The organism is Methylophaga sp. UBA3192 (assembly GCA_002363955.1).
Lineage (GTDB): Bacteria > Pseudomonadota > Gammaproteobacteria > Nitrosococcales > Methylophagaceae > Methylophaga.
The window spans coordinates 573,864-597,496 of sequence record DEXE01000006.1 but is presented as its reverse complement, the minus strand read 5'-3'; the positions used below and the strand labels follow the sequence as shown (position 1 = coordinate 597,496).

21 protein-coding genes are annotated in these 23,633 nt (G+C 45.9%); 18 read left to right on the top strand and 3 right to left on the bottom strand.

Going from position 1 to position 23,633, the window contains the following annotated elements; all coding sequences use genetic code 11:
• The first annotated feature begins 8 nt into the window (after positions 1-8).
• The 8 genes from B2337_RS09865 (at position 9) to B2337_RS09830 (ending at position 10,196) form a co-directional block, all read left to right on the top strand.
• A complete protein-coding gene (locus B2337_RS09865) occupies positions 9-650 on the top strand; it encodes an ABC-type transport auxiliary lipoprotein family protein (protein ID WP_292359254.1) in 642 nt (213 codons plus the stop codon).
• A 150-nt stretch (positions 651-800) separates the two neighbouring features.
• Positions 801-3,386 (top strand): DNA gyrase subunit A, encoded by a 2,586-nt coding sequence (gyrA, locus tag B2337_RS09860; RefSeq protein ID WP_292359256.1) that lies wholly within the window; start codon positions 801-803, stop codon positions 3,384-3,386.
• A 5-nt stretch (positions 3,387-3,391) separates the two neighbouring features.
• A complete protein-coding gene (gene serC, locus B2337_RS09855; protein WP_292415145.1) occupies positions 3,392-4,471 on the top strand; it encodes a 3-phosphoserine/phosphohydroxythreonine transaminase in 1,080 nt (359 codons plus the stop codon).
• A gap of 2 nt (positions 4,472-4,473) precedes the next feature.
• On the top strand, positions 4,474-5,562 hold the full coding sequence (pheA, locus tag B2337_RS09850) for a prephenate dehydratase (protein ID WP_292415144.1): 1,089 nt from the start codon (positions 4,474-4,476) through the stop codon (positions 5,560-5,562).
• Positions 5,563-6,525 (top strand): 4-hydroxy-3-methylbut-2-enyl diphosphate reductase, encoded by a 963-nt coding sequence (gene ispH / locus B2337_RS09845; RefSeq protein ID WP_292415142.1) that lies wholly within the window; start codon positions 5,563-5,565, stop codon positions 6,523-6,525.
• Between the two features lie 8 nt (positions 6,526-6,533).
• On the top strand, positions 6,534-7,943 hold the full coding sequence (locus tag B2337_RS09840; RefSeq protein ID WP_292415141.1) for an ABC transporter permease: 1,410 nt from the start codon (positions 6,534-6,536) through the stop codon (positions 7,941-7,943).
• Complete coding sequence (locus B2337_RS09835; RefSeq protein ID WP_292359261.1) at positions 7,940-9,973, top strand: ABC transporter ATP-binding protein; 2,034 nt, start codon at positions 7,940-7,942, stop codon at positions 9,971-9,973. The genes B2337_RS09840 and B2337_RS09835 overlap by 4 nt, the downstream gene beginning before the upstream one ends.
• Positions 9,951-10,196 carry a DUF1244 domain-containing protein gene (locus tag B2337_RS09830; protein ID WP_292359263.1) on the top strand — a complete coding sequence of 82 codons (246 nt, stop codon included), beginning with the start codon at positions 9,951-9,953 and terminating at the stop codon, positions 10,194-10,196. Before B2337_RS09835 ends, B2337_RS09830 begins: the two co-directional genes overlap by 23 nt.
• Before the next feature lie 24 nt (positions 10,197-10,220).
• Here B2337_RS09830 and B2337_RS09825 read toward each other — a convergent pair whose 3' ends face one another.
• Positions 10,221-10,463 (bottom strand): anti-sigma factor family protein, encoded by a 243-nt coding sequence (locus B2337_RS09825; protein WP_292415140.1) that lies wholly within the window; start codon positions 10,461-10,463, stop codon positions 10,221-10,223.
• Position 10,464: 1 nt separating this feature from the next.
• Positions 10,465-11,085 carry an RNA polymerase sigma factor gene (locus tag B2337_RS09820; protein WP_292359266.1) on the bottom strand — a complete coding sequence of 207 codons (621 nt, stop codon included), beginning with the start codon at positions 11,083-11,085 and terminating at the stop codon, positions 10,465-10,467.
• A 216-nt stretch (positions 11,086-11,301) separates the two neighbouring features.
• Between B2337_RS09820 and B2337_RS09815 the strand changes: the two genes are divergently transcribed.
• From B2337_RS09815 to B2337_RS09770, 10 genes are all read left to right on the top strand, one after another.
• Positions 11,302-11,595 (top strand): low-complexity protein, encoded by a 294-nt coding sequence (locus B2337_RS09815; protein ID WP_292359267.1) that lies wholly within the window; start codon positions 11,302-11,304, stop codon positions 11,593-11,595.
• Between the two features lie 70 nt (positions 11,596-11,665).
• Positions 11,666-12,301 (top strand): DoxX family protein, encoded by a 636-nt coding sequence (locus B2337_RS09810; RefSeq protein WP_292359268.1) that lies wholly within the window; start codon positions 11,666-11,668, stop codon positions 12,299-12,301.
• Positions 12,288-13,244 carry a protein-methionine-sulfoxide reductase catalytic subunit MsrP gene (gene msrP / locus B2337_RS09805; protein ID WP_292415139.1) on the top strand — a complete coding sequence of 319 codons (957 nt, stop codon included), beginning with the start codon at positions 12,288-12,290 and terminating at the stop codon, positions 13,242-13,244. Before B2337_RS09810 ends, msrP begins: the two co-directional genes overlap by 14 nt.
• Positions 13,244-13,846, top strand: coding sequence for a sulfite oxidase heme-binding subunit YedZ (locus B2337_RS09800; protein ID WP_292415138.1), 603 nt, complete (start codon positions 13,244-13,246; stop codon positions 13,844-13,846). Before msrP ends, B2337_RS09800 begins: the two co-directional genes overlap by 1 nt.
• Positions 13,847-14,025: 179 nt before the next feature.
• A complete protein-coding gene (gene aceE, locus B2337_RS09795) occupies positions 14,026-16,680 on the top strand; it encodes a pyruvate dehydrogenase (acetyl-transferring), homodimeric type (RefSeq protein WP_292415137.1) in 2,655 nt (884 codons plus the stop codon).
• A 3-nt stretch (positions 16,681-16,683) separates the two neighbouring features.
• Positions 16,684-18,003 carry a dihydrolipoyllysine-residue acetyltransferase gene (gene aceF / locus B2337_RS09790; RefSeq protein ID WP_292359273.1) on the top strand — a complete coding sequence of 440 codons (1,320 nt, stop codon included), beginning with the start codon at positions 16,684-16,686 and terminating at the stop codon, positions 18,001-18,003.
• A complete protein-coding gene (lpdA, locus tag B2337_RS09785) occupies positions 18,000-19,793 on the top strand; it encodes a dihydrolipoyl dehydrogenase (protein WP_292415136.1) in 1,794 nt (597 codons plus the stop codon). The genes aceF and lpdA overlap by 4 nt, the downstream gene beginning before the upstream one ends.
• Before the next feature lie 115 nt (positions 19,794-19,908).
• Positions 19,909-20,694 carry a DNA adenine methylase gene (locus B2337_RS09780; protein ID WP_292359275.1) on the top strand — a complete coding sequence of 262 codons (786 nt, stop codon included), beginning with the start codon at positions 19,909-19,911 and terminating at the stop codon, positions 20,692-20,694.
• 50 nt (positions 20,695-20,744) lie between these two features.
• The gene (locus tag B2337_RS09775) at positions 20,745-21,956 is read left to right on the top strand and encodes an argininosuccinate synthase (protein ID WP_292415135.1); all 1,212 of its coding nucleotides are present in this window, start codon (positions 20,745-20,747) and stop codon (positions 21,954-21,956) included.
• A 25-nt stretch (positions 21,957-21,981) separates the two neighbouring features.
• Positions 21,982-23,019: a GGDEF domain-containing protein gene (locus B2337_RS09770; protein WP_292359277.1), complete on the top strand. Its 1,038-nt coding sequence runs from the start codon at positions 21,982-21,984 to the stop codon at positions 23,017-23,019.
• A 5-nt stretch (positions 23,020-23,024) separates the two neighbouring features.
• Here the strand turns inward: B2337_RS09770 and B2337_RS09765 are convergent, their stop codons facing one another.
• Positions 23,025-23,627 carry a nitroreductase family protein gene (locus tag B2337_RS09765; RefSeq protein WP_292359279.1) on the bottom strand — a complete coding sequence of 201 codons (603 nt, stop codon included), beginning with the start codon at positions 23,625-23,627 and terminating at the stop codon, positions 23,025-23,027.
• Positions 23,628-23,633 lie beyond the last annotated feature (6 nt).

Below are 23,633 nucleotides of genomic sequence, written 5' to 3'. Positions count from 1 at the left end.
AACATTTCGTGAGTAACAGATGGCAGAGAGTGCTGGTTATTATTCTGTTCAGCTTTTTAACAGGTTGTTTCGGTTTCGGAGGTTCAGACAAGAAAGCGGAAAATATTGAGCCACGCTTTTATATAGTCGATGTCGATCGCGGCAATGTGGCCGCTCAGTTTGCCCAGGGTCGTGTTTTACGCATAAAGCCCATCCGCATTGCACCACATTACCGGACAGAAAATATTGTATTTCGTGTTGGCGAAAATGAATACCAACCGCAAGCAGGCCATTTATTACTCACCGATCCACAGGTGATGTTTACTTCTCAATTGCAGCGATGGTTATCCAAAAGTGGTTTATTCAGCGATGTGATTACCGATGATTCGCAACCAGCAGATTTGGTACTGGAAGCCGCCGTGACCAAGCTTTATGGTGATGATCGTGCCGAGTATCCGCCGCAAGCTGTTTTAGAAATGCAGTTTTTTATGAGTCCAGGCGATGCTGATCGCAGCAAAATGCTGTTTCAAACCGGTTTTCGTGTTGATGCATCCATTGATAAAACAAGCCCGCAAACCGTTGTAACTGGCTGGCAAAATGCGCTGGAAGAAATTCTCGCGACTTTGGAGCAGGATTTGAGCGATTATTTTGATAAAGCTGGTACACCCTAGCAGTAACTTATAATCGTGCAGGAAATCGCTCAGAGTGGTAGGATTACTGCTTTGATATGCTTGGCGCCTGTTTAGGTTTTCTCAGCAGAGTTTTTTGCCTGAAACTTCAACAAGCTAGGCTTGCTTTTGTTCATTTTGGAAGAATATTAAATGTCTGAGATTGCTCTGGAACTGGACTCGATCAGTATCGAAGATGAAATGAAACAGTCCTACCTCGATTACGCTATGAGCGTTATCGTAGGTCGCGCCTTACCGGATGTCCGGGACGGCCTGAAACCTGTTCACCGTCGCGTCTTGTACGCCATGCGTGAATTAGGAAACAGCTGGAACAGCCCATACAAAAAATCTGCTCGTATTGTCGGTGACGTTATCGGTAAATATCACCCACATGGTGATACAGCGGTATATGACACCATGGTGCGAATGGCTCAGCCATTTTCGATGCGCTACATGTTGGTTGATGGTCAGGGTAACTTCGGTTCGGTCGATGGTGATCCTCCTGCCGCAATGCGTTATACCGAAGTACGCATGGCGAAAATCGCCCACGAAATGCTGGCCGATCTGGACAAGGAAACGGTCGATTTCATTCCCAACTATGATGAATCCGAATCTGAACCTGCTGTCCTGCCAACCCGTTTTCCGGCGTTATTAGTTAACGGCTCATCCGGTATTGCCGTGGGTATGGCAACCAATATCCCGCCACATAATCTGACTGAAATTCTCAATGCCTGTATTGCGATTATTGATGAGCCGGGTGTCACTACCCGTGAGTTAATGCAGTATGTACCGGGCCCGGATTTTCCAACCGCCGGTATTATCAATGGTGCCAACGGCATTGCCGAAGCCTATGAAACCGGTCGAGGCCGTGTTTATATGCGTGCCCGCGCTGAGATCGAAACCAATGAAGCGACGGGCCAGCAAAGCATCATCGTTCACGAGCTGCCTTATCAGGTAAACAAAGCCCGCTTGCTGGAAAAAATCGCCGAACTGGTCAAAGAGAAAAAAATTGAAGGTATTTCCGCACTGCGTGATGAGTCTGATAAAGATGGCATGCGGATGGTGGTCGTCATTAAACGCGGTGATGTTCCTGAAGTTATTCTGAACAATCTTTACCAGCAAACTCAGTTACAAACGGTGTTTGGTATCAATATGGTGGCGATCGTTGATGGTCAGCCACGCACACTGGGCCTGAAACCGATTCTTGAAGCCTTTATCCGTCATCGCCGTGAAGTCGTCACGCGTCGTTCGATTTATGAACTGCGTAAAGCCCGTGACCGTGCCCATATTTTGGAAGGTCTGGCCACCGCACTTGCCAATATCGATGAAGTTATTGAGCTGATTAAAGCGTCACCAAGCCCGTCTGAAGCCAGAGAAGCCCTGTTATCCCAGGGTTGGCGAAGTGAAATGATTCTGGAAATGCTGGGTGCCGCTGGTGCACAGGCTTCACGTCCTGAAGATTTGGCCGCTGAGTTCGGTCTGGTTGATGGCCAATATTATTTATCACCGGTTCAGGCGCAAGCCATTCTGGATATGCGTTTGCACAGATTGACGGGGCTGGAACAGGACAAAATCCTGCAGGAATACCGTGAGGTTCTGGATCAAATCCGTGACCTGCTGGCGATCCTGAGTGACCCGGATAATCTGATGGCTGTTATTCGTCAGGAATTAGTGGCCATTAACGAAGAATATGGTGATAACCGTCGTACCGAAATTCTGGATACCCATCTGGATTTGACGCTGGAAGATCTGATCACCGAAGAAGAAATGGTGGTGACCTTATCGCATGCCGGTTATGCCAAAACGCAGCAGCTGGATACCTATCAGGCACAACGTCGAGGCGGAAAAGGCAAAGCAGCGACCTCAATGAAAGATGAAGATTTCATTGAACATCTGTTTATTGCCAATACCCATGACACCTTATTGTGCTTCTCCAGTGCCGGTAAGGTTTACTGGAAGAAAGTCTACGAATTGCCGCAAGGCGGTCGTACAGCCCGTGGTAAGCCGATTGTGAACCTGTTACCACTGGATGAAGGCGAACGTATTAATGCGGTATTGCCAATCCGTGAGTTTGAAGCAGATAAGTTTATCTTTATGGCAACGGCGAGCGGTACCGTCAAGAAAACCCCATTAGTCGATTATTCACGCCCAAGAGCTAACGGTATTATCGCCGTGGATCTGAAAGATGATGACCGGCTGGTTGGAGTGGCATTAACCGGTGGTGAATCTGACGTCATGCTGTTCAGCAGCAACGGTAAGGTTATTCGTTTCCCTGAAACCGATGTGCGTTCCATGGGCCGTGTTTCTCGCGGTGTTCGTGGCATGCGTCTGGCCGATGGGGAACAGATTATTTCACTGATTATTGCCCAGCAGGAAGGTGCCATTCTGACCGCAACCGAATTCGGTTACGGTAAACGTACTAACCTGGAAGAATACCGTGTCCAGGGTCGTGGTGGTCAGGGCATTATCTCGATTCAGACCTCTGCCCGTAACGGTCAGGTGGTGGGTGCAGTGCAAGTCTGTGAAGAAGACCAGATCATGTTGATTACCAATGGCGGTACGCTGGTTCGTACCCCGGTTAAACATGTTTCTCTGGTGGGTCGTAACACGCAGGGTGTTCGCCTGATTAATCTCAGTAATGATGAAAAACTGGTGGGTCTGGAACGTGTTATCGAAGACGAAGATGAAGATCTTGATCTGGATGACCTGCCACATACTGATGACTTAACGGAAGAATAAGCACTTTGAGAGCCTATAATTTTAGTGCCGGCCCAGCGATGTTGCCGGACGAAGTGATGCTGATTGCCCAGCAGGAAATGCTGGACTGGCATGGCACAGGCATGTCGGTGATGGAAATGAGTCACCGGGGGCCGGAATATACTTCTATCGCAGAACAAGCCGAAGCTGATTTACGTGATTTGATGGGAATTTCAGACGAGTATGCGGTGCTGTTTTTGCAAGGCGGAGCATCAAGCCAGTTTTCGATGATTCCGATGAATCTGCTTAATGGTAAAAGCCATGCAGATTATTTTAATACCGGGGCATGGTCAGAAAAAGCCATTGCTGAAGCAGGCCGCTATACTAAAGTGAATGTGGTCGCTGATGCCAAGCCATCGCATTATCGAACCATTCCCGATGAAACAGAGTGGCAGTTGTCTGATAATGCGGCTTACGTGCATTACACGCCCAATGAAACTATTCATGGGCTGGAATTTGCTGACATTCCGGAAGTAGGGGATACCCCTTTAATTGCTGATATGTCATCAACCATTCTGTCACGTCCGGTTGATGTCAATCGTTTTGGGCTGATTTACGCTGGTGCACAGAAAAATATCGGTCCTGCCGGTTTGTGTATTGTCATTGTGCGTAAGGATTTGATTGGTAAAACCTTGCCGGGAACACCTGTGATGTTTGACTACAAAATTCATGCGGACAATGGCTCAATGTATAACACCCCGGCTACTTACAGCTGGTATCTTGCTGGTTTGGTGTTTCAGTGGCTGAAACAGCAGGGTGGTTTACAGGGCATGGCTGAAATCAATCAGCGTAAAGCGGCCAAATTGTATGCGGCTATTGATGGCAGTGATTTTTATGCCAATCCAGTGGATATACGCTATCGCTCATGGATGAATATTCCGTTTACGCTGGCCAACAGTGATCTGGATAAACAATTTCTGGCAGATGCAGCCAAAGAAGGCTTATTAACGCTTAAGGGACATCGGGATTTGGGTGGAATGCGAGCCAGCATATACAATGCTATGCCTGAAGCCGGTGTTGATAAACTCATCTGGTTTATGTCTGAATTTGAGCGCAGGTTTGGTTAACCATGTCCGAAAAAAAAGCCCTTCAAGCCGTTCGTGAACAGATTGATAAAGTCGACAGGCAGTTACAGGATTTATTAAACGAACGTACGGCTTTAGCGCATCAGGTTGCCGAAATAAAACAGCAGTCCGGCGAACAAACCGATTTTTATCGGCCTGAGCGCGAAGCGATGATTTTGCGACAGGTAATGGAACGCAATACCGGCCCGTTATCAGATAAAGAAATGGCCAGATTGTTTCGTGAAATTATGTCCGCCTGTCTGGCGGCAGAAAAAACCTTAAAAGTGGCTTACCTAGGCCCTGAAGGTTCGTTTACCCAGGCCGCAGCGTTAAAACATTTTGGTGGTTCCGCTGAGTTACATCCGGTCAGCACCATTGCCAATGTATTTCGGGCCGTTGAAACAGAATACGCTTGTTATGGGGTCGTACCGGTTGAAAACTCCACAGAAGGCATGGTCAACCATACGCTTGACAGATTCGCCAGTTCGCCACTGAAAATCAACGGTGAAGTGACCTTGCGTATTCATCATTACTTATTGAGCAATGCATCGCAATTATTTGATATAAAAAAGGTTTATGCTCATCCTCAGGCCTTGGCACAATGCCGCCAATGGTTGGGTGATCAACTTCCCCAAGTGGAACTGATTCCACTGGACAGCAACTCCGAGGCGGCGAAACGTGTTGCTGAAATGGGTGAGGATTGCGCTGCAATTGCTGCAAGTACGGCCGCTGAAATTTATGGCTTGCAAGTGCTGGCCAGTAACATTGAAGATGAAGCAGGGAATACCACCCGCTTTCTGGTGATCGGTAATCAGGATGTTGGCCCATCAGGCGTGGATAAAACAGCGTTACTGGTTTCGACAAAAAATAAACCGGGTGCGTTACAAAACTTACTCAAACCTTTGGCTGACAAAGGTATTAGTATGAGTCGTATTGAGTCCAGACCTTCACGGAAAGGTATCTGGGAATATGTGTTTTTTATCGACATTGACGGCCATTGTCAGGATCCCGTAGTTGCCAGTGCGTTACAGGAACTGGAATCGGAATCCTCAGTTTTTCGTGTATTAGGTTCTTATCCAAAGGCAGTGTTGTAAATGGCAAAACTGGTTTTAGCCAATCCTCGGGGGTTTTGTGCTGGAGTGGATCGCGCTATTGAGATTGTAGAGCGTGCCCTGGAGCTATTTGGTGCGCCGATCTATGTACGTCATGAAGTGGTGCATAACCGAACAGTCGTTGAAGACTTGCGTAATAAAGGCGCGATTTTCATTGAAGAATTGTCTGATGTACCCGATAACAGCACATTAATCTTCAGTGCGCATGGTGTTTCCAAAGCGGTGCAGGAAGAGGGTAAACAGCGTGGTCTGAAAGTATTTGATGCGACCTGTCCTTTGGTGACTAAAGTACACCTTGAGGTCGCCAAACATGAAAAAGTGGCTCGTGAATGCATTCTGATTGGGCATGCCGGGCATCCCGAAGTGGAAGGCACGATGGGACAATATACGGCTGATCCCACAGCAATGTATCTGGTCGAGTCACCGGAAGATGTGGCGAAATTAAAAGTCAATGATCCCAATAATCTGTCATTTGTAACCCAAACCACCTTGTCTGTGGATGATACCAAGCTGGTCATCGATGCGTTGCGAGAGCGTTTTCCAAACATCATTGGCCCAGGTAAAGATGATATTTGTTATGCCACACAGAATCGTCAGGATGCCGTAAAACGTTTGGCTGAAAATTGTGATCTGGTACTGGTGGTTGGCTCAATCAATAGCTCAAACTCCAATAGACTCAAAGAGTTAGCTACCAAACTTGGTACAGAATCTTATCTTATCGATAATGCTGATGAAATACGTCTGGATTGGTTGAAAGACAAACAGAATATTGGTTTGACTGCCGGTGCATCTGCGCCTGAATCATTGGTCCAGGCTGTGGTTGATAAACTCAAAATGCTGGGCGTTGAGGCGGTTACTGAAGATACCGGCCAGATTGAAAATATTGCTTTCTCGTTACCGAAAGCACTTAAAGTGGATATTTCCAGCCTCAGAAAATCAACCTAAGGACAGCCATGCCCTTTCTGCCGGTATTTTTGTGGACCGACATTCTGATTTTCATTCTGCTGGCTGTTATAACGGCTGGGATATTCTACCTGCGTAGTAAACCGCATTTACGTGCTCCCTGGATTATGGTGATGCAGCGTAAACGCGGTGTCATTTCCATCATTATCCTATTGAGTTATGTCAGTATCGGTTTTCTGGATTCATTGCATTTTCGAACGGCATTAGCGTCTGAGAGCAATACACAGCAACATTATTCAACTGAAGTGCTTAGTGTACTGGACTGGCTGATAACGCCCATCCGTACTCAGGTTGAAAAAACTTATTCTGCGCCGTTTGCAACCCATTTATTTGTCAAGGAAATGCAAGTCGTGCAGGGCGGGCAGTTGGAATACAACTATCCACGGTTACAGCATTCCGCCCAACACCTGGCAACTGAAACAGAAAAATGGGCTGATGTCAGCAGGATTGTGGCGAAAAGCACGTATACAGCTGTCATCTTCACAGCGCTGCTGATCGTTTTTTATATTCTGTATTGGAAGATACGTTACCGGCATCCCGCTTTTGCTAAGCTCAAACGGCTGCTGCGCGGAGAGTCCGATTATCCGATCCGCACCTTTTATCTGATGATTTTTCTGCTGAGCTGGTTAAGCATTACATTGATAATGCTGAGCCAGTATTACCATGTGTTTGGCACGGATAAAGTCGGGCAAAGTGTCCTGTATCAGGCGCTGAAAAGCATCAGAACAGGGCTGGCGATTGGCACGTTGACTACACTGATAATGTTACCGCTGGCTATTTTCCTGGGTATCAGCGCGGGTTATTTCAAAGGCTGGGTTGACGACGTTATTCAGTATATTTACACCACCTTAAACTCTATTCCCGGCGTGTTATTAATCGCAGCTGCAGTATTAATGTTGCAGGTGTATATGAATACGCATCCAGAAAACTTTGCCACCATTGCCGAAAGGGCAGATATCCGTTTGCTGTTTTTGTGTTTGATACTTGGTGTCACAAGTTGGACAGGCCTGTGCCGTATCCTGCGGGGTGAAACACTCAAATTACGCGAAGCCGAATATGTATTGGCTGCCCGATCATTAGGGGTAAGTAATCTGAATATCCTGCATCGCCATATCCTGCCAAACCTGATGCATATCGTTTTGATTACTGTGGTGCTGGACTTCAGTGGACTGGTGCTGGCTGAAGCTGTGTTGTCGTATGTCGGGGTCGGCGTTGACCCATCAATGATCAGTTGGGGCAATATGATTAACAGTGCACGACTTGAAATGGGCCGTGAACCGGTGGTCTGGTGGTCTTTAACTGCAGCATTTATCTCGATGTTCATGTTGGTACTGGCCGCTAACTTATTTGCCGATGTGGTACGCGATGCCTTTGATCCAAGAATGCAGAGGGCACGATGAGTTCGACGGCATTATTGGAGGTTAAAGGTCTCAAAACCTGGTTTGCCAGTAAAGATCAGCCTTTTAAAGCGGTTGATGGTATCGATTTTACCCTCCAGCAAGGCGAGACCTTTGCCTTACTCGGCGAATCAGGCTGTGGTAAATCCATCAGTGCATTGTCCCTGTTGAGGTTGAATCCTTACCCAGCCAGTCAGATTGTGGCAGGTGAAATCAATTTAAATGGTCAGGATCTGCTCAAACTTTCCGAAGCAGAAATGGAGTCGGTTCGGGGCAGACGGGTCGCTATGATCTTTCAGGAACCACAAAGTTCTCTGAATCCAGTATTGACCATTGGGCAGCAGATCGGTGAAACATTGCGCTGGCATTTCAAATTATCGCCACAGGATATACAGCAGCGCAGTGTGAACTTACTGGATTCTGTTGGTATACCTGATCCTCTGCGACGCCTTAAAGAATACCCACATCAAATGTCTGGTGGCATGAAACAGCGTGTGATGATCGCCATGGCATTAGCCGGTGAGCCGGAGTTATTGATTGCGGATGAGCCCACCACAGCATTGGACGTCACCATTCAGGCACAGATACTGGATTTACTTAAACAGATTCAGCGTGATACCGGGATGGCGATTTTACTTATAACGCATGATCTTGGTGTGGCAGCCCAGATGGCGGATCACATTGCTGTGATGTATGCCGGACAAATTGTAGAACAGACAGACAGACAGACATTTTTTGAACATCCCCAACACCCGTATTCACAAAAACTCTTTGAAGCTTTGCCCGGTGAACAAAAACGTGAACAACGTTTAACAGTGATTAAAGGCAATGTCCCGCCGTTAAATCAGAATTTTGTTGGCTGCCGGTTTGCTGAGCGTTGTGATCATGCCTGGGAGCATTGTCATCAGCATGAGCCACGATGGATTGAAACGGAACAAACAGGTGTCCGTTGTCATTTATATGACTCTGCGATAGTTTCTTCACGAGCTGAAGCAATCAAACCATTACATGCTTCACACCTATCAGATGTGGTTCCCTCACAGGTGCATGCGCTTGATGTCAGGGGATTAAAAATTCATTTCCCCATTCGCAAAGGTATTTTGCAGCGCACGGTGGGTCACGTTAAAGCGGTGGATGGTGTCAACCTGACATTACATAATGCTGAAACGCTGGCACTGGTGGGCGAATCCGGCTGCGGCAAGACCACGGTGGGTAAAGGCATTTTACAGCTGGTTAAGGTGACTGCTGGTGAAGTGAGTTTTCAGGGGAAAGTGCTAAACCGGCTATCTCAACGTGAATTAAAACCTTACCGGGGTCAGTTGCAGATCATTTTTCAGGATCCATTTTCATCAATGAATCCAAGGATGACCGTTGAGCAGATTATTGAAGAAGCGATAGACAGGTCGAGGTTTCGAAAAGATCCTGATGCCAGATCTGAATATGTTGATTCATTACTTGAACGTGTCGGCCTGCGTGCGGATATCCGACATCGTTACCCCCATGAATTTTCCGGGGGACAACGTCAACGGATTTGTATTGCTCGTGCGCTGGCGACTGAACCTGAAGTCATTATCTGTGATGAGCCTACCAGTGCGCTGGATGTCTCAGTGCAGGCGCAAATTCTGAATTTACTGCGTGATATTCAACATGAGTTTGGGCTGTCGTTTTTATTTATTACGCATAATATCGGTGTAGTGGATTATCTGGCGCATCGGGTGGCTGTAATGTATCTGGGCAGAATTGTCGAACAGGGTACTCGCAAGCAAGTGCTGGATTCGCCTAAACATCCCTATACACAGGCTTTATTAGCCGCTGTACCGGATTTGAATAAGCAACATCTGCAGGTTGCGGTCAGGGGCGAATTACCTTCGCCCGCCAATCCACCTGCAGGGTGTCATTTCCATCAACGCTGTCAGCAGGTGATGCCAATTTGCCATGATCAGTATCCATCCACTACGGTGCTGGAAAATGGCCATCAGGTTAATTGTTTTTTATATGAAGAGGATGAAGATGGACAAACAAACACAAACTGAACTGGAAGCTGCGGCATTTCGCAGATTGGTTGCACATTTACAGGAACGTACTGACGTACAGAATATTGATTTAATGAATCTGGCAGGTTTTTGCCGTAATTGCCTGTCTAAATGGTATCTGGCCGCGGCAGAAGAAAAGGGCGTGGAAATGGATTATGATGCTGCCCGTGAACATGTCTATGGCATGTCTTATGACGAGTGGAAACAAAAGTATCAGAAATAGAGATTATTCAGTGCCAGCAGACATTTATTGTTTGCTGGCGTTTTCCTGAAGATGTTTGGCCAGAGCTTTCATTTTGTCGTCAACAATCACCGCATGGGTTGCTGGCAATTGTCGGATACTGAGTATGGTGGTTTTTAACTGACGTACATGGTTTCGGCAGTTATGGCAAAGAAACAAATGTAACTTGAATGCCATGCGTTGCTGAAATGACAAATCTTTATCCAGATAATCACTGGCCATTGCTTCGATGTCACGGCATTTAAGCATATTAACTATTTTCCTGATATTGATGGATTTTTTGCTGTATCGCAGAGCGTGCACGATGCAATAACACTCTTGCATTGGACGCAGAGATATTCAGAATGTTACAGATTTCCTGCATTGACTCACCTTCCAGATCATACATAGTTAATACCGCTTGTTGCTGTGGCGGCAGTTGGGCAAAGGTTTGCTGAATGATTTCCTTGAGCTGATGATTGGCAATGATTGCTTCAGGGGTATCAATATCCCATTGTGAAACTTGCTCTCGCCAGTGATCTTTATGATTAAAACGGTCATCTGTATCAAGCTGTTGCCAGTTTTCATCTAATGACACCTGGCGTTTTTCCCGGCGTAACCTGGTTTTGGCAGCATTTGCTGTAATTTGCACCAGCCAGGTATACAAACTGCTTCGCCCCCCAAAATCTGCCAGTGAGCCGATAGCCGAAATCCACGCATCCTGAGCGATTTCTTCAGCAAAGGCTTCACCAATGATAGCTTTGGCGATCATCACCATTTTGGGATGGTACAACGCTACCGCTATTTCAAATGCCGTTGAGTCACCGGCCAGCATGCCTTTAATTAACGCTGCATCATCGCCAAAGTCTTTCTGGTCAAACTTCTCCGTCATGTTGTTAGATACATAAATAAAAACATGCTTAGCTGCTCGTATAGGATATTTATCTGAGTTTAGACATGTTTACTGGATTTATCTTTACAAAATTCATCGATTGAGAAAAATTTTACTTTAGTTTGTAACAAACGTTTTACTCGTCAGTCTATGCTAACAAGCCCGGGCTATAGAGACGGGCTGATGATGTGATTTAAAACATAAGGAATTTAAGACATGGCTATGAACAAAAAAACCTCTATTGCATTGGCTGCCAGTGCAGCAATGACTGCGGGGCTGGCTTTATCACCAATGGCTGCGGCTGATAGCAACCCATTCCAATCTTCTGAATTAACCAATGGTTACATGCAGTTAGCAAAACATCACGAAGAAGGTAAATGTGGTGAAGCAAAATGCGGTGAAGACAGCAAAAAAGATAAAGAAGGAAAATGCGGCGAAGCCAAATGTGGTGAAGACAGCAAAAAGGATAAAGAAGGTAAATGCGGTGAAGGTAAATGTGGTGGTAACTGATTCAATTTATCGTGATTAACCAAAATAGCAGGGGCGTTAAGCCCCTGTTTTCCTCTGAGAGGTTATAAAAATGGTTAAATTCATCGCTAGTCTGCAGCATTTATTGAATACCACTCGAAACGTAGATTTTCTGGCACCCTTGTTATTGAGAGCTTACTTGATACCGGTATTCTGGGTAGCTGCCAATAACAAATGGAACCCCTTTAATCCTGACAGTTCTTTACAGAATACCATTGACTGGTTTGCCAATCCGGATTGGGGCCTGGGTTTACCGTTTCCTGAACTGATGGCCTATCTGGCCTGGGGGGCTGAATATTTTGGTGCCATTCTGTTATTACTGGGTCTGGCAGTGCGCTGGGTCAGTATTCCGTTAATGATAACGATGCTGGTTGCGGCTTTCAGTGTGCATTGGAAGAACGGCTGGCAGGCGATTCACGATCCGATGAGTGCCTTTGCTGCGGAAAATGCTCCGGCGGCAATCGAACGGTTAGATCGTGCGAAATCTATCCTGCAGGAACATGGAAATTATAGCTGGCTGACGGAACATGGCAGTCTGGTTGTACTCAATAATGGTATCGAGTTTGCTGCAACGTACTTTGTTATGTTGCTGACATTATTTTTTATCGGGGCTGGTCGATATATCAGTGTGGATTACTGGTTGGCCAAACGCTTTAAACCCAATGAGGTGAATCATGTGGATTCGTAAAAAACATTCCTGGGATATTCCTGAATCTGAAGTCACTGACTATAAGGTCTATCTGAATCGCCGACAATTTATCAATGGTGCAGCCGGATTGGCGGCAGCAAGTGCCATGCCGCTAAGTTTTGCAGCAAAAGCGCCGACAGGTGAATCTTTTGACAATCTCGGAAAAAGTAGTTTTTCTACTGATGAAAAGCTCACCACCTATGAATCCATTACGACATACAATAATTTCTATGAATTTGGCACCGATAAAGAATCACCATCGGCGTTAGCCGCTGATTTTCCGGATCGCAGTGAGCCCTGGATAGTGACGATTGATGGTGAATGCGACAAGCCGGGAAAATATGACTATAACGAACTGATTCAAGCGCAAAGCCTGGAAGAACGGATTTATCGTCTACGTTGTGTGGAAGGCTGGTCGATGGTCATTCCCTGGGTGGGATTTCCATTAGCGGAGCTTTTAAAACAGGCACAACCCAACTCCAAAGCCAAATTTGTTGAATTTACGACATTGTATGATCCCGAGCAAATGCCGGGTCAGCGTCGCCGGGTTTTAAACTGGCCCTACCTTGAAGGCTTGCGAATTGATGAGGCAATACATCCGTTGACATTACTTGCCGTGGGGTTATATGGCCGGGAAATGCCTGGTCAGAATGGTGCACCGATTCGTCTGGTCGTGCCCTGGAAATATGGTTTTAAAAGTATCAAATCGATTGTACGAATTCGCTTTGTAGAAGAAATGCCGTTAACGGCCTGGGTGCAGGCTAATGCAGGTGAATACGGTTTTTATTCCAATGTGAACCCGGATGTAAACCATCCACGCTGGAGTCAACGTCGCGAAAGACGTATTGGCGAATTCCTCAAACGTGAAACGCTTATGTTTAACGGTTATGGTGAAGAAGTCGCAGCGTTGTACAACGGCATGGATCTGAAACGCTATTTCTAATGAGAAAGCATGTTGCCGGGCTGAAAATACTGGTTTTCAGTATCTCATTACTACCTTTATTCTGGCTGAGCTATGCACTGATATCGGATCAATTGGGAGCTAACCCCATTGAAGCCATTACCCGTGATACAGGCGTATGGGCATTACGGTTTATTATGGTGACATTATTCATATCACCTTTACGCAAGCTCACAGGAATCAATGAATTTATCCGATTTCGCCGCATGTTGGGTTTGTTTGCGTTCTTTTATGCCAGCCTGCATATGCTGTTGTATCTTGGACTGGATCAGTTTTTTGATCTGCATGAAATATGGCTGGATATTGTCAAGCGTCCCTTCATTACCATCGGGTTTATCAGCTTTATCCTGCTCATTCCATTAACGATAACGTCTACTGATAAGATGATAAAGAGGTTAGGGGGGCGTCGCTGGAAAAAACTGCATTACTTAATTTATCTGATTGTCGTGCTTTCTTGTGTGCATTTTTATATGCTGGTCAAGCAAGATAAAACCGAGCCGTTAATTTATTTATTGATTGCTATCCTGTTGTTGGGATTCAGAGTGTTTAGCCAGCGTCGGCGTCATCAGGTAGCAGGTTCCTGAAGCCAATTTCATTGGCTTTTACGGCTTTTTTTCAGTATTTAATTTTTCCACAAGGTTTTGATTTTCTTGCCAGAATGGCGCTGTAGCAGGCTTTTGTCCTCGCATCTGAGTGTGAATTAAACAAAAACTGTTACAATGTGCGGCTGTAATTTATCGCGTTGAGATTTAAGAAGGTATATATGACTGATTTTGTCGATCACGATCCACAAGAAACGCAAGAATGGTTGGACGCTCTGGAGTCTGTGCTTGAAGCGGCCGGTGACGAAAAAGCCCATTACATTATTGAAAAACTCATTGATAAGGCCCGCCGTAGTGGTGTCAATCTGCCTTATAGTGCTAATACCGCATACGTAAATACCATTCCGGTGGATCAACAGGAACGCATTCCTGGTGATCAGGCAATGGAGCATAAGCTCAGATCGTATATCCGTTGGAACGCAATGGCGATGGTGGTTAAGGCCAATATGAAACCCGGTGCTGTCGGCGGACATATTGCGAGCTTCTCATCTGCGGCAACACTTTATGATGTAGGGTTTAATCATTTCTACAGAGGTGATAACCATGAAGAAGGCGCCGATATGGTGTTTGTTCAGGGTCACTCTGCACCGGGCATCTATGCTCGATCTTTCCTGGAAGGCCGTCTGACGGAAGACCAATTGGATAATTTCCGCTTTGAAGTCGATGGTAAGGGGTTGTCTTCCTATCCGCATCCATGGTTAATGCCAGATTACTGGCAGTTCCCCACCGTTTCAATGGGCCTTGGTCCAATTCTTTCCATCTATCAAGCGCGATTCATGAAATACATGCATCATCGCGAAATCGCCAAAACATCAGGTCGCCATGTATGGGCGTATCTGGGCGATGGTGAGATGGATGAGCCGGAATCTTTAGGCGCTATTACACTGGCTGGTCGTGAAAAACTCGATAATCTGATCTTTGTTGTCAACTGCAACCTGCAACGTCTTGACGGTCCGGTTCGTGGTAATGGCAAAATAATCCAGGAACTTGAAGCTTTATTCCGTGGTGCTGGCTGGAATGTATTAAAAGTTATCTGGGGCAGTGGTTGGGATCAATTACTGGCAAGGGATACCAAAGGCTTGTTGCTGAAACGCATGGAAGAAGTCGTCGACGGCGAATACCAGAATTACAAAGCAAAAGATGGTGCTTATGTACGTAAGCATTTCTTTGGTAAATACCCTGAGCTGCTGGATATGGTTTCAGATATGACCGATGAGGATATCTGGCACTTGAGTCGTGGCGGCCACGATCCGCGTAAGATTTATGCCGCTTATAAACGTGCAGTGGACCATCAGGGGCAACCCACTGTTATCCTGGCGAAAACCGTTAAAGGGTATGGACTGGGTCAGGCGGGTGAAGGTCAGAACACGACTCACCAGCAGAAGAAAATGGAACTGGAGCACATGAAACGCTTCCGTGACCGTTTCAATATCCCCATTCCAGACGATGAAATCGAAGAAATTCCGTATATCAAACTGGATGATGACAGTGAAGAGAAAAAATATCTGCTGGAACGTCGAAAAGAGCTGGGTGGGTTTATTCCTAAACGCAGCCATAGTGCTCCGGCACTGGAACTTCCGCCATTAAGCATTTTTGATGCAGTACTAAAAGACAGTGGGGATCGTGAGTTATCTACTACGATGGCCTTTGTACGAATAATTACCGCATTAATTCGTGATAAGAAAATCGGTAAAAACATCGTACCAATCGTGCCGGATGAAGCGCGTACCTTTGGTATGGAAGGTCTGTTCCGTTCTATCGGTATTTATTCATCTTCCGGCCAGATGTACGAACCCGAAGATTCCGGAAAAGTCATGTGGTATCGCGAAGATACCAAAGGCCAGATCCTGGAGGAAGGTATTAACGAAGCCGGTTCAATGTCCGAGTGGGTTTCTGCGGCCACGGCGTATTCAAACTACAACGTTAATATGGTGCCGTTCTATATCTATTACTCGATGTTTGGTTTCCAGCGTGTAGGTGATTTGTGCTGGTTGGCCGGTGATATCCAGGCCAAAGGTTTCCTGATCGGTGGTACTGCAGGCCGTACAACACTGAACGGTGAAGGTTTGCAGCATCAGGATGGACACAGTCTGATTCTGGCAAACACCATTCCTAACTGCATCAGCTATGATCCGACCTATGCTTATGAAATGGCTATCATCGTACATGAAGGCATGCGCCGAATGTATGAACAACAGGAAGGCGTGTTTTATTACATCACCGCGATGAATGAAAACTATACCCATCCTGCTATGCCAAAAGGTGTGGAAGAGGGCATTATCAAAGGTCTCTATAAGCTTAAATCAGGTGGCAAACACAAGATTAAAGCGCAGCTTCTCGGTAGCGGCACTATTCTCCGTGAAGTGGAAGCAGCTGCTGAAATGCTGGAAAAAGACTGGAATGTTTCTGCCAATGTGTGGAGTGCGACCAGTGTGAATGAACTGGTTCGGGATGGTATGGATGTGGATCGTTATAACCGTCTGCATCCAACTGCTGAGAAAAAAACCAGCTATATTTCACAATGCCTGGATGACCAGGAGGGCGTTGTAGTGGCTTCCACAGATTACATGCGTCTGTATGCGGAGCAATTACGTCCCTGGATCAAACAGCGTTATGTTGTACTGGGTACCGATGGCTTTGGTCGCAGTGATACCCGTGAAAGATTGCGCAGCTTCTTCGAAGTGGATCGATATCACGTGGTTGTCGCCACCCTCAGTGCATTGGCTGATGAAGGTGCTGTTAAATACGATGTGGTTGCAAAAGCTATTAAGCAATACAAAATTGATGCTGACGCAACGAATCCAGTTAAGGTTTAAAACATGGCAGATTTAATCGAATTAAAAGTCCCGGACATTGGTGATTTTGATAGCGTTGAAATCATTGAAGTATTAGTTGCTGAAGGTGATTCAATCAATGCTGATCAGGAAGTGATCACCATTGAATCCGATAAAGCGATGATGGAAATTCCATCATCGCTAAGCGGTACAATCAAGGAAATGAAAGTCAAAGTCGGTGATAAGGTCAGTGAAGGTTCAGTTATTGCCTTGATTGAATCTTCTGATGCCGGCGCTGAAGAAAACGAAAAGCCGGCTGAAAAAGCAGCAGAAAGTAAACCAGCAGAGAAAGAAAAACCTGCTGCGGCTGAGAGTAAACCGGCACCGACACCTACAGTAGCGAATCCTGAGCCAGAAAGAACTGAAACATTGCCTTATGCACCGGATACCGGTTCAGCTAAAAAACCTTCACATGCCTCACCATCTGTAAGACAGTTTGCTCGTGAATTAGGTGTGCCTTTGGCTGCGGTTGTCGGTAGTGGACAAAAAGGCCGTATTACCAAAGAAGATGTCCAAAACTTTGTTAAACAGGTCATGAATGCACCAGCACCAAAAGCAGCCGACGGTGCCGGAATCCCATCTGTTCCTGTAGTCAACTTTGAACAGTTCGGTGAAATTGAAAGCAAAGAACTGTCACGCATCAAGAAAATTTCCGGCAAACATCTGCATGCTTGCTGGTTGAATATTCCACATGTAACGCAATTTGATGAAGCCGATATCACTGAGCTGGAAGAATTCCGTCAGGAAAATAAAGAAATGGCTGCCAAGAAGGGTGTCAGTCTGACGCCGTTGGTGTTCATTATGAAAGCAGTTGTCGCCTGCCTGCGACAGTATCCGGAATTTAACGCCTCGTTAAGCGAAGATAAACAAAGCCTGATTTACAAAAAGTATTACAACATCGGTGTAGCAGTAGATACACCCAATGGTTTGATGGTTCCGGTTATTCGGGATGTCGATAAAAAAGGCTTCCTGGAACTGGCCGGTGAACTGGGTGAAATCAGTGTCCGTGCGCGTGAAGGAACCTTAACAGCGAAAGATTTACAGGGTGGGACCTTTTCTATTTCCAGTCTAGGAGGTATTGGCGGTCAATTCTTTACCCCGATTGTCAATGCACCTGAAGTCGCTATTCTGGGGGTGAGTCGCCACCAGATGAAACCGGTGTGGAATGGCAAGGAATTTGAACCTCGTTTGATGTTGCCACTGTCTATTTCATACGACCATCGGGTGATTGATGGTGCAGCAGGTGCTCGATTCACTGTGATGTTGAATCAGATGTTATCGGATATCAGAAAGGTCTTGTTATGAGTTTGATTGAAGTCAAAGTTCCGGATATCGGCGATTTTGATGCGGTTGAAATTATTGAAATCCTGGTTTCAGAAGGAGAGTCAGTCACCGCGAATCAAGACATTATCACGCTGGAATCTGATAAAGCCGCAATGGAAATCCCTAGCTCTGATGCTGGTGTCATCAAGTCATTGAAAGTCAAAGTGGGTGATAAAGTTGCTCAGGGTGATGTGATTCTGACGCTGGAAACCGAAGCAGATTCCGCCGCAGAAGATAAAGCGGCAGAAACGAAAACTGAAGCTGCTAAACCTGCTGACACGGAAACAGAAAAACCTGCTGAAAAATCCAATGCAGCACCGGTTGCTAAAAAGGACATCCCAACCGATGCCGATATGCATGCCGAAGTCGTTGTACTGGGCTCTGGTCCTGGCGGTTATACCGCGGCATTCCGTGCAGCAGACTTAGGCAAGCAGGTGATATTGATTGAACGTCATCAACGTATTGGCGGTGTGTGTCTGAATGTTGGTTGTATTCCTTCAAAAGCTCTATTGCATACCGCTCACGTTATTAATGAAGCGAGACATATCGCTGATAATGGTGTGACCTTTGGTGCGCCGAAAATTGATATTCGCAAAGTCGCAGATTGGAAAGACGGAATTGTTTCCAAGCTGACTGGTGGATTATCAGCGTTGGCCAAGCAACGTAAAGTGGCTGTGGTACATGGTGAAGCACAGTTCTCCAGTACCAATTTAATGCAGGTCAAGACAGAAGATGGCGATAAAACCATCAGTTTTGAAAATTGTATTATTGCTGCGGGTTCACGTGTAACGAAAATTCCTGTCTTCCCCAATGATGATCCACGGATGATGGATTCCACCGATGCATTGGAATTGGAAGATATTCCCAAAAAACTGCTGGTGATTGGTGGCGGTATTATCGGTCTGGAAATGGCAACGGTATACAACGCTCTGGGTTCTGAAATCAGTGTTGTCGAATTACAGGACAGTCTGATTCCCGGCGCGGATAAGGATCTGGTCAAACCGTTGCATAACCATATTCAGAAACAGTACAAAGCGATTTATCTGAAAACCAAAATCAGCAAAATTGATGCGCTTAAATCCGGCTTGAAAGTCACGTTTGAAGGTGACAAAGCACCGGAACCGCAAACGTATGACAAAATTCTGGTGGCAGTAGGCCGTTCACCCAACGGTAAATTGATTAATGCAGAAGCTGCTGGTGTGAACGTCGATGATTATGGCTTTATTGAAGTCAATCAGCAGATGCAGACCAACGTGCCTCATATTTATGCGATTGGTGACATTGTCGGCCAACCTATGCTGGCGCATAAAGCGACGCATGAAGGCAAAGTGGCAGCAGAGCATATCGCCGGTAAAAAAGTGGCTTTTGATCCCATGACGATTCCTTCTGTGGCTTATACCGATCCGGAAGTTGCCTGGATGGGATTGAGTGAAGATGACGCTAAAAAGCAGGGCATCGAGTATGTTAAAGGTGCGTTTCCTTGGGCAGCCAGTGGCCGTAGCTTGAGTGTGGATCGTGATGAAGGACTCACCAAAGCCTTGTTTGACAAAGAAACTGGTCGTTTACTTGGTGCCGGTATTGTTGGACCAAATGCCGGTGAGTTAATCGCCGAGGCGGTATTGGCGCTTGAAATGGGCGCTGATGCAGAAGATATTGGTTTAACCATTCATCCGCATCCTACTTTGTCAGAGACTTTTGCGTTTGCAGCGGAAATGGCAGAGGGCAATATTACCGATCTGATGCCGCCACGCAAAACATTGCATTCCAAGTAATATCAGACTATCCGTTCGGGGCCGATTCAGCTTCCGAACGGATAGATAATCTCAACTCAGCAATCAGTAATGAACTGCTTTTCATGCAGCGGAATCGATCGGTGACAATTCAGCTATGACCAGAGAAGCTTCTTTGCTTAAACCGCCATTGAAATGGGCTGGTGGTAAACGCTGGTTAATTCCCAGATTACGCGATTTGTGGAAACAGTTTCCTGATTATCGTCTGGTAGAACCGTTTTGTGGTGGCTTGTCTGTGGCGTTAGGGCTAAATCCTGATAAGGCATTACTGAATGATTTAAATCCGGCGCTGATCAATTTTTATCAACAATTGCAGCAAGGTTTGACAATCGATTTACCACTGGCAAATGATGAGCAGCTTTATTACCAGTACCGTAAACAGTTCAATGATATTGCAGCACATACCGATGCCGAACGTGCTCAGTTGTTTTATTATCTGAATCGCACTGGTTATAACGGTTTATGCCGTTTTAATAAAAGCGGCGGTTATAACGTACCTTTTGGACGTTATAAAACGATTAATTATGTCAGCGACTTTGCGTCTTACCAATCGGTGCTGAATAAATGGGAGTTCAGCAATACGGATTTTGCTCAGATCGACATCAAGCCAAATGATTTCATTTATGCTGATCCACCTTACGATGTACCTTTTCGACAATATTCCCAGCAGGGTTTTGACTGGGATGATCAAGTTCGGTTAGCCGAATGGCTGGCCAATCACAATGGGCCTGTAGTGCTGTCCAATCAGGCTACAGATAACATTAAAAAACTCTACCGTGAACTTGGCTTTACATTGAAATTTCTTGATGCTCCGCGGACTATCAGCTGCAAAGGAGATAAACGTCAGGCGGCAAGAGAAGTGCTTGCTTTACGTGGATTTTGATACAATAACGCATTCTTTTTTACATTCTTCGATACAGGATTTCCCCACTTATGTCTGACATCAAAAAAGTCGTTCTAGCCTATTCAGGTGGTCTGGATACTTCCGTTATTCTTAAATGGCTGCAGGATAAATATCAATGTGAAGTGGTGACCTTTACAGCCGATCTTGGTCAAGGTGAAGAAGTCGAGCCGGCGCGCGCCAAGGCGCAATCTCTGGGCATCAAAGAAATTTATATTGAAGATTTGCGTGAAGAATTTGCCCGTGATTATGTGTTCCCGATGTTCCGTGCCAATGCCATATATGAGGGTGAATACCTGTTAGGTACTTCGATTGCCCGGCCGTTAATTGCTAAACGGCTGGTTGAAATTGCGGCACAAACGGGTGCCGAAGCGGTCTCGCACGGCGCCACAGGTAAAGGCAATGATCAGGTACGTTTTGAATTGGGTGCCTATGGCCTGAATCCAAACATTAAAGTCATCGCCCCTTGGCGTGAATGGGATTTGTTATCGCGTCAAAAACTGCTGGATTATGCCGAAAAGCATGGTATTCCAGTGGAAATGAAACAAGGTAAAAAATCACCTTACTCAATGGATGCCAACTTGCTGCATATCTCCTATGAAGGCGGCATTCTTGAGGATCCATGGGCTGAAGCGGAAGAAAGCATGTGGCGCTGGTCTATTTCGCCTGAAAATGCACCGGATAAACCGACTTATCTGGAACTCAGCTATGAAAAAGGCGACATCGTTGCCATTAATGGTGAGCGTATGACGCCTGCACAAGTGATGACGTATCTGAATAAGGTTGCTGGTGAAAACGGTGTTGGACGATTAGATATTGTTGAAAATCGTTATGTCGGTATGAAATCCCGCGGTTGCTATGAAACCCCTGCCGGCACAGTCATGTTAAAAGCGCATCGTGCCATCGAATCACTGACGTTGGATCGTGAAGTTGCTCACTTGAAGGATGAATTGATGCCTCGTTATGCCAGTATGATTTATAACGGTTACTGGTGGGCTCCGGAACGTCTGATGATGCAGACAATGATAGATGCATCACAGACTAACGTGAACGGTGATGTCAGAATCAAATTGTATAAAGGGAATGTAATAGTAGTGGGTAGACAATCTGCTACAGACAGTCTGTTTGATGAATCAATTGCTACATTTGAAGATGATGCAGGTGCCTATGATCAGAAAGATGCAGAAGGGTTTATTAAACTGAATGCGCTACGATTGAAAATAGCAGGGAAGAAGAAAAAATAGGCATGCGGACTTTGCCGGAGTAATTATGAAATACAGCGAGCATGATGAGCGAACAGCAGAATGGATGCGATTAGCGCTCTCTAAAATGAAACAATTTGACATTGCTCCGACGCCGGCAAATTATGCGCTATGGTTTGAGTATGTTTCCGGTACCAATCTCGCTTTGACCGAAGCTGTAGATAACGAAATCGGCATGACAGGAAAACTGACTGCTCAACAAAGCCATTTGTTATACGAGCAGTTTTTTGATGACGATAAGGATCGTGCTGCGATGTTTGAAATGCGCCAGGAGCTGGCGCGTTTACTTAAACAGGTGTTGAATTACGTCTACACAGGTGTGACCACTACAGATCGTAGCAACAGTCATTTACAAAGCATGCTGAGTCGCCTGCAACCGGATTTAAACCGGCAGCAACTACATACACTTATCGAAGAAGTACTGATTGAAACCCGGTTGGCTGTTTCTTCAGGTGAATTACTCAATGAGCAGTTAAACGGTGCAATGACCGAAGTTGCTGCATTGAAGAAAGAATTAAGTGATTCCCGACGAGAAGCGATAACCGACAGTTTGACTGGTTTAGCCAATCGTAAGCACTTCGACGAGCTCATCAATAAAATGACTCTGGATGCGGATCAGAATGGCATGGATGTTTCTGTCATTTTTACTGACGTGGACATGTTCAGCGTTATTAACGAAAAACATGGTCAGTTGGTGGGTGATCAAGTGTTAAGAGTAATTGCTGAATTAATGAAGAAATCTTTGAAAGGGCGTGATTTGGTTGCGCGATATGGCGGTGAGGAATTTGCTGTTATTTTGCCAAATACCAGTATGCAAAATGCCCGTAACCTTGCTGAAACGATACGTCAGGATCTTGCCAGTAAACGTATTCAGCGAAAAGATACCCATGAACCACTGGGGATGATAACCATGTCATTCGGGGTGGCTCGTTATGTACGCGGCGAGGGCGTCGACAGCTTTCTGCAACGGGTCGATCGTGCGGTGTATCTGGCTAAACGAAGCGGGCGCAATAATGTGTGTGATGCGCCCCCGCCGGTTATCTGATCTGATTAAAAACTATCGGTAAAAAACACTTCCTCGAGCGGTAATTGTCCTGCTCGGGGGCGTGCATCTTCCAGTTTCTTGCCCACCGTAATCATCATCACAATAATGTGGTCGTGAGGCAGATTGATGATGCGGGCTACTTTATCAAAATCAAAACCATCCATCGGGCAAGTGTCATAACCCATACCCTTTGCCATTAACATGATATTCATTGCCGCGATGCTGGCTGAACGCACGCATTCATCACGTTGGCCCTGATGATGATTGGTGTAGTAATTCTCAATGGCAGGCAAAATGGCTTTCTGTGCGGCTTCAGGCGCATGCTGCCAATAGCGTTCAGGTTGTTTTTCCCATGCATTCAAATCGGCACATAGCACCAGTAACATAGAGGCGTCTACAACCTGCGCCTGTCCCCAGGCGGCTTCCAGAATCTGTTGGCGTTTTTCAGCGTCCTGTACATGGACAAACCGCCAGTGCTGAATATTAAACGCAGTGGGTGACAGGATGGCATGTTCCATCAATTCGTTTATTTCTGCTTCGGTCATTTGATGTGCCGGGTCATAATGTTTGACCGAGCGACGAGTTTGAATCGCTTCTTTTATATCCATTTTTTC

Excerpts from the sequence above, each read along its gene's own strand:
- gyrA (WP_292359256.1), top strand. The coding sequence starts at position 801 with ATGTCTGAGATTGCTCTGGAACTGGACTCGATCAGTATCGAAGATGAA.
- pheA (WP_292415144.1), top strand. The coding sequence starts at position 4,474 with ATGTCCGAAAAAAAAGCCCTTCAAGCCGTTCGTGAACAGATTGATAAA.
- ispH (WP_292415142.1), top strand. The coding sequence starts at position 5,563 with ATGGCAAAACTGGTTTTAGCCAATCCTCGGGGGTTTTGTGCTGGAGTG.
- B2337_RS09840 (WP_292415141.1), top strand. The coding sequence starts at position 6,534 with ATGCCCTTTCTGCCGGTATTTTTGTGGACCGACATTCTGATTTTCATT.
- B2337_RS09835 (WP_292359261.1), top strand. The coding sequence starts at position 7,940 with ATGAGTTCGACGGCATTATTGGAGGTTAAAGGTCTCAAAACCTGGTTT.
- B2337_RS09830 (WP_292359263.1), top strand. The coding sequence starts at position 9,951 with ATGGACAAACAAACACAAACTGAACTGGAAGCTGCGGCATTTCGCAGA.
- B2337_RS09825 (WP_292415140.1), bottom strand. The coding sequence starts at position 10,463 with ATGCTTAAATGCCGTGACATCGAAGCAATGGCCAGTGATTATCTGGAT.
- B2337_RS09820 (WP_292359266.1), bottom strand. The coding sequence starts at position 11,085 with ATGACGGAGAAGTTTGACCAGAAAGACTTTGGCGATGATGCAGCGTTA.
- B2337_RS09815 (WP_292359267.1), top strand. The coding sequence starts at position 11,302 with ATGGCTATGAACAAAAAAACCTCTATTGCATTGGCTGCCAGTGCAGCA.
- B2337_RS09810 (WP_292359268.1), top strand. The coding sequence starts at position 11,666 with ATGGTTAAATTCATCGCTAGTCTGCAGCATTTATTGAATACCACTCGA.
- msrP (WP_292415139.1), top strand. The coding sequence starts at position 12,288 with ATGTGGATTCGTAAAAAACATTCCTGGGATATTCCTGAATCTGAAGTC.
- B2337_RS09800 (WP_292415138.1), top strand. The coding sequence starts at position 13,244 with ATGAGAAAGCATGTTGCCGGGCTGAAAATACTGGTTTTCAGTATCTCA.
- aceE (WP_292415137.1), top strand. The coding sequence starts at position 14,026 with ATGACTGATTTTGTCGATCACGATCCACAAGAAACGCAAGAATGGTTG.
- aceF (WP_292359273.1), top strand. The coding sequence starts at position 16,684 with ATGGCAGATTTAATCGAATTAAAAGTCCCGGACATTGGTGATTTTGAT.
- lpdA (WP_292415136.1), top strand. The coding sequence starts at position 18,000 with ATGAGTTTGATTGAAGTCAAAGTTCCGGATATCGGCGATTTTGATGCG.
- B2337_RS09780 (WP_292359275.1), top strand. The coding sequence starts at position 19,909 with ATGACCAGAGAAGCTTCTTTGCTTAAACCGCCATTGAAATGGGCTGGT.
- B2337_RS09775 (WP_292415135.1), top strand. The coding sequence starts at position 20,745 with ATGTCTGACATCAAAAAAGTCGTTCTAGCCTATTCAGGTGGTCTGGAT.
- B2337_RS09770 (WP_292359277.1), top strand. The coding sequence starts at position 21,982 with ATGAAATACAGCGAGCATGATGAGCGAACAGCAGAATGGATGCGATTA.
- B2337_RS09765 (WP_292359279.1), bottom strand. The coding sequence starts at position 23,627 with ATGGATATAAAAGAAGCGATTCAAACTCGTCGCTCGGTCAAACATTAT.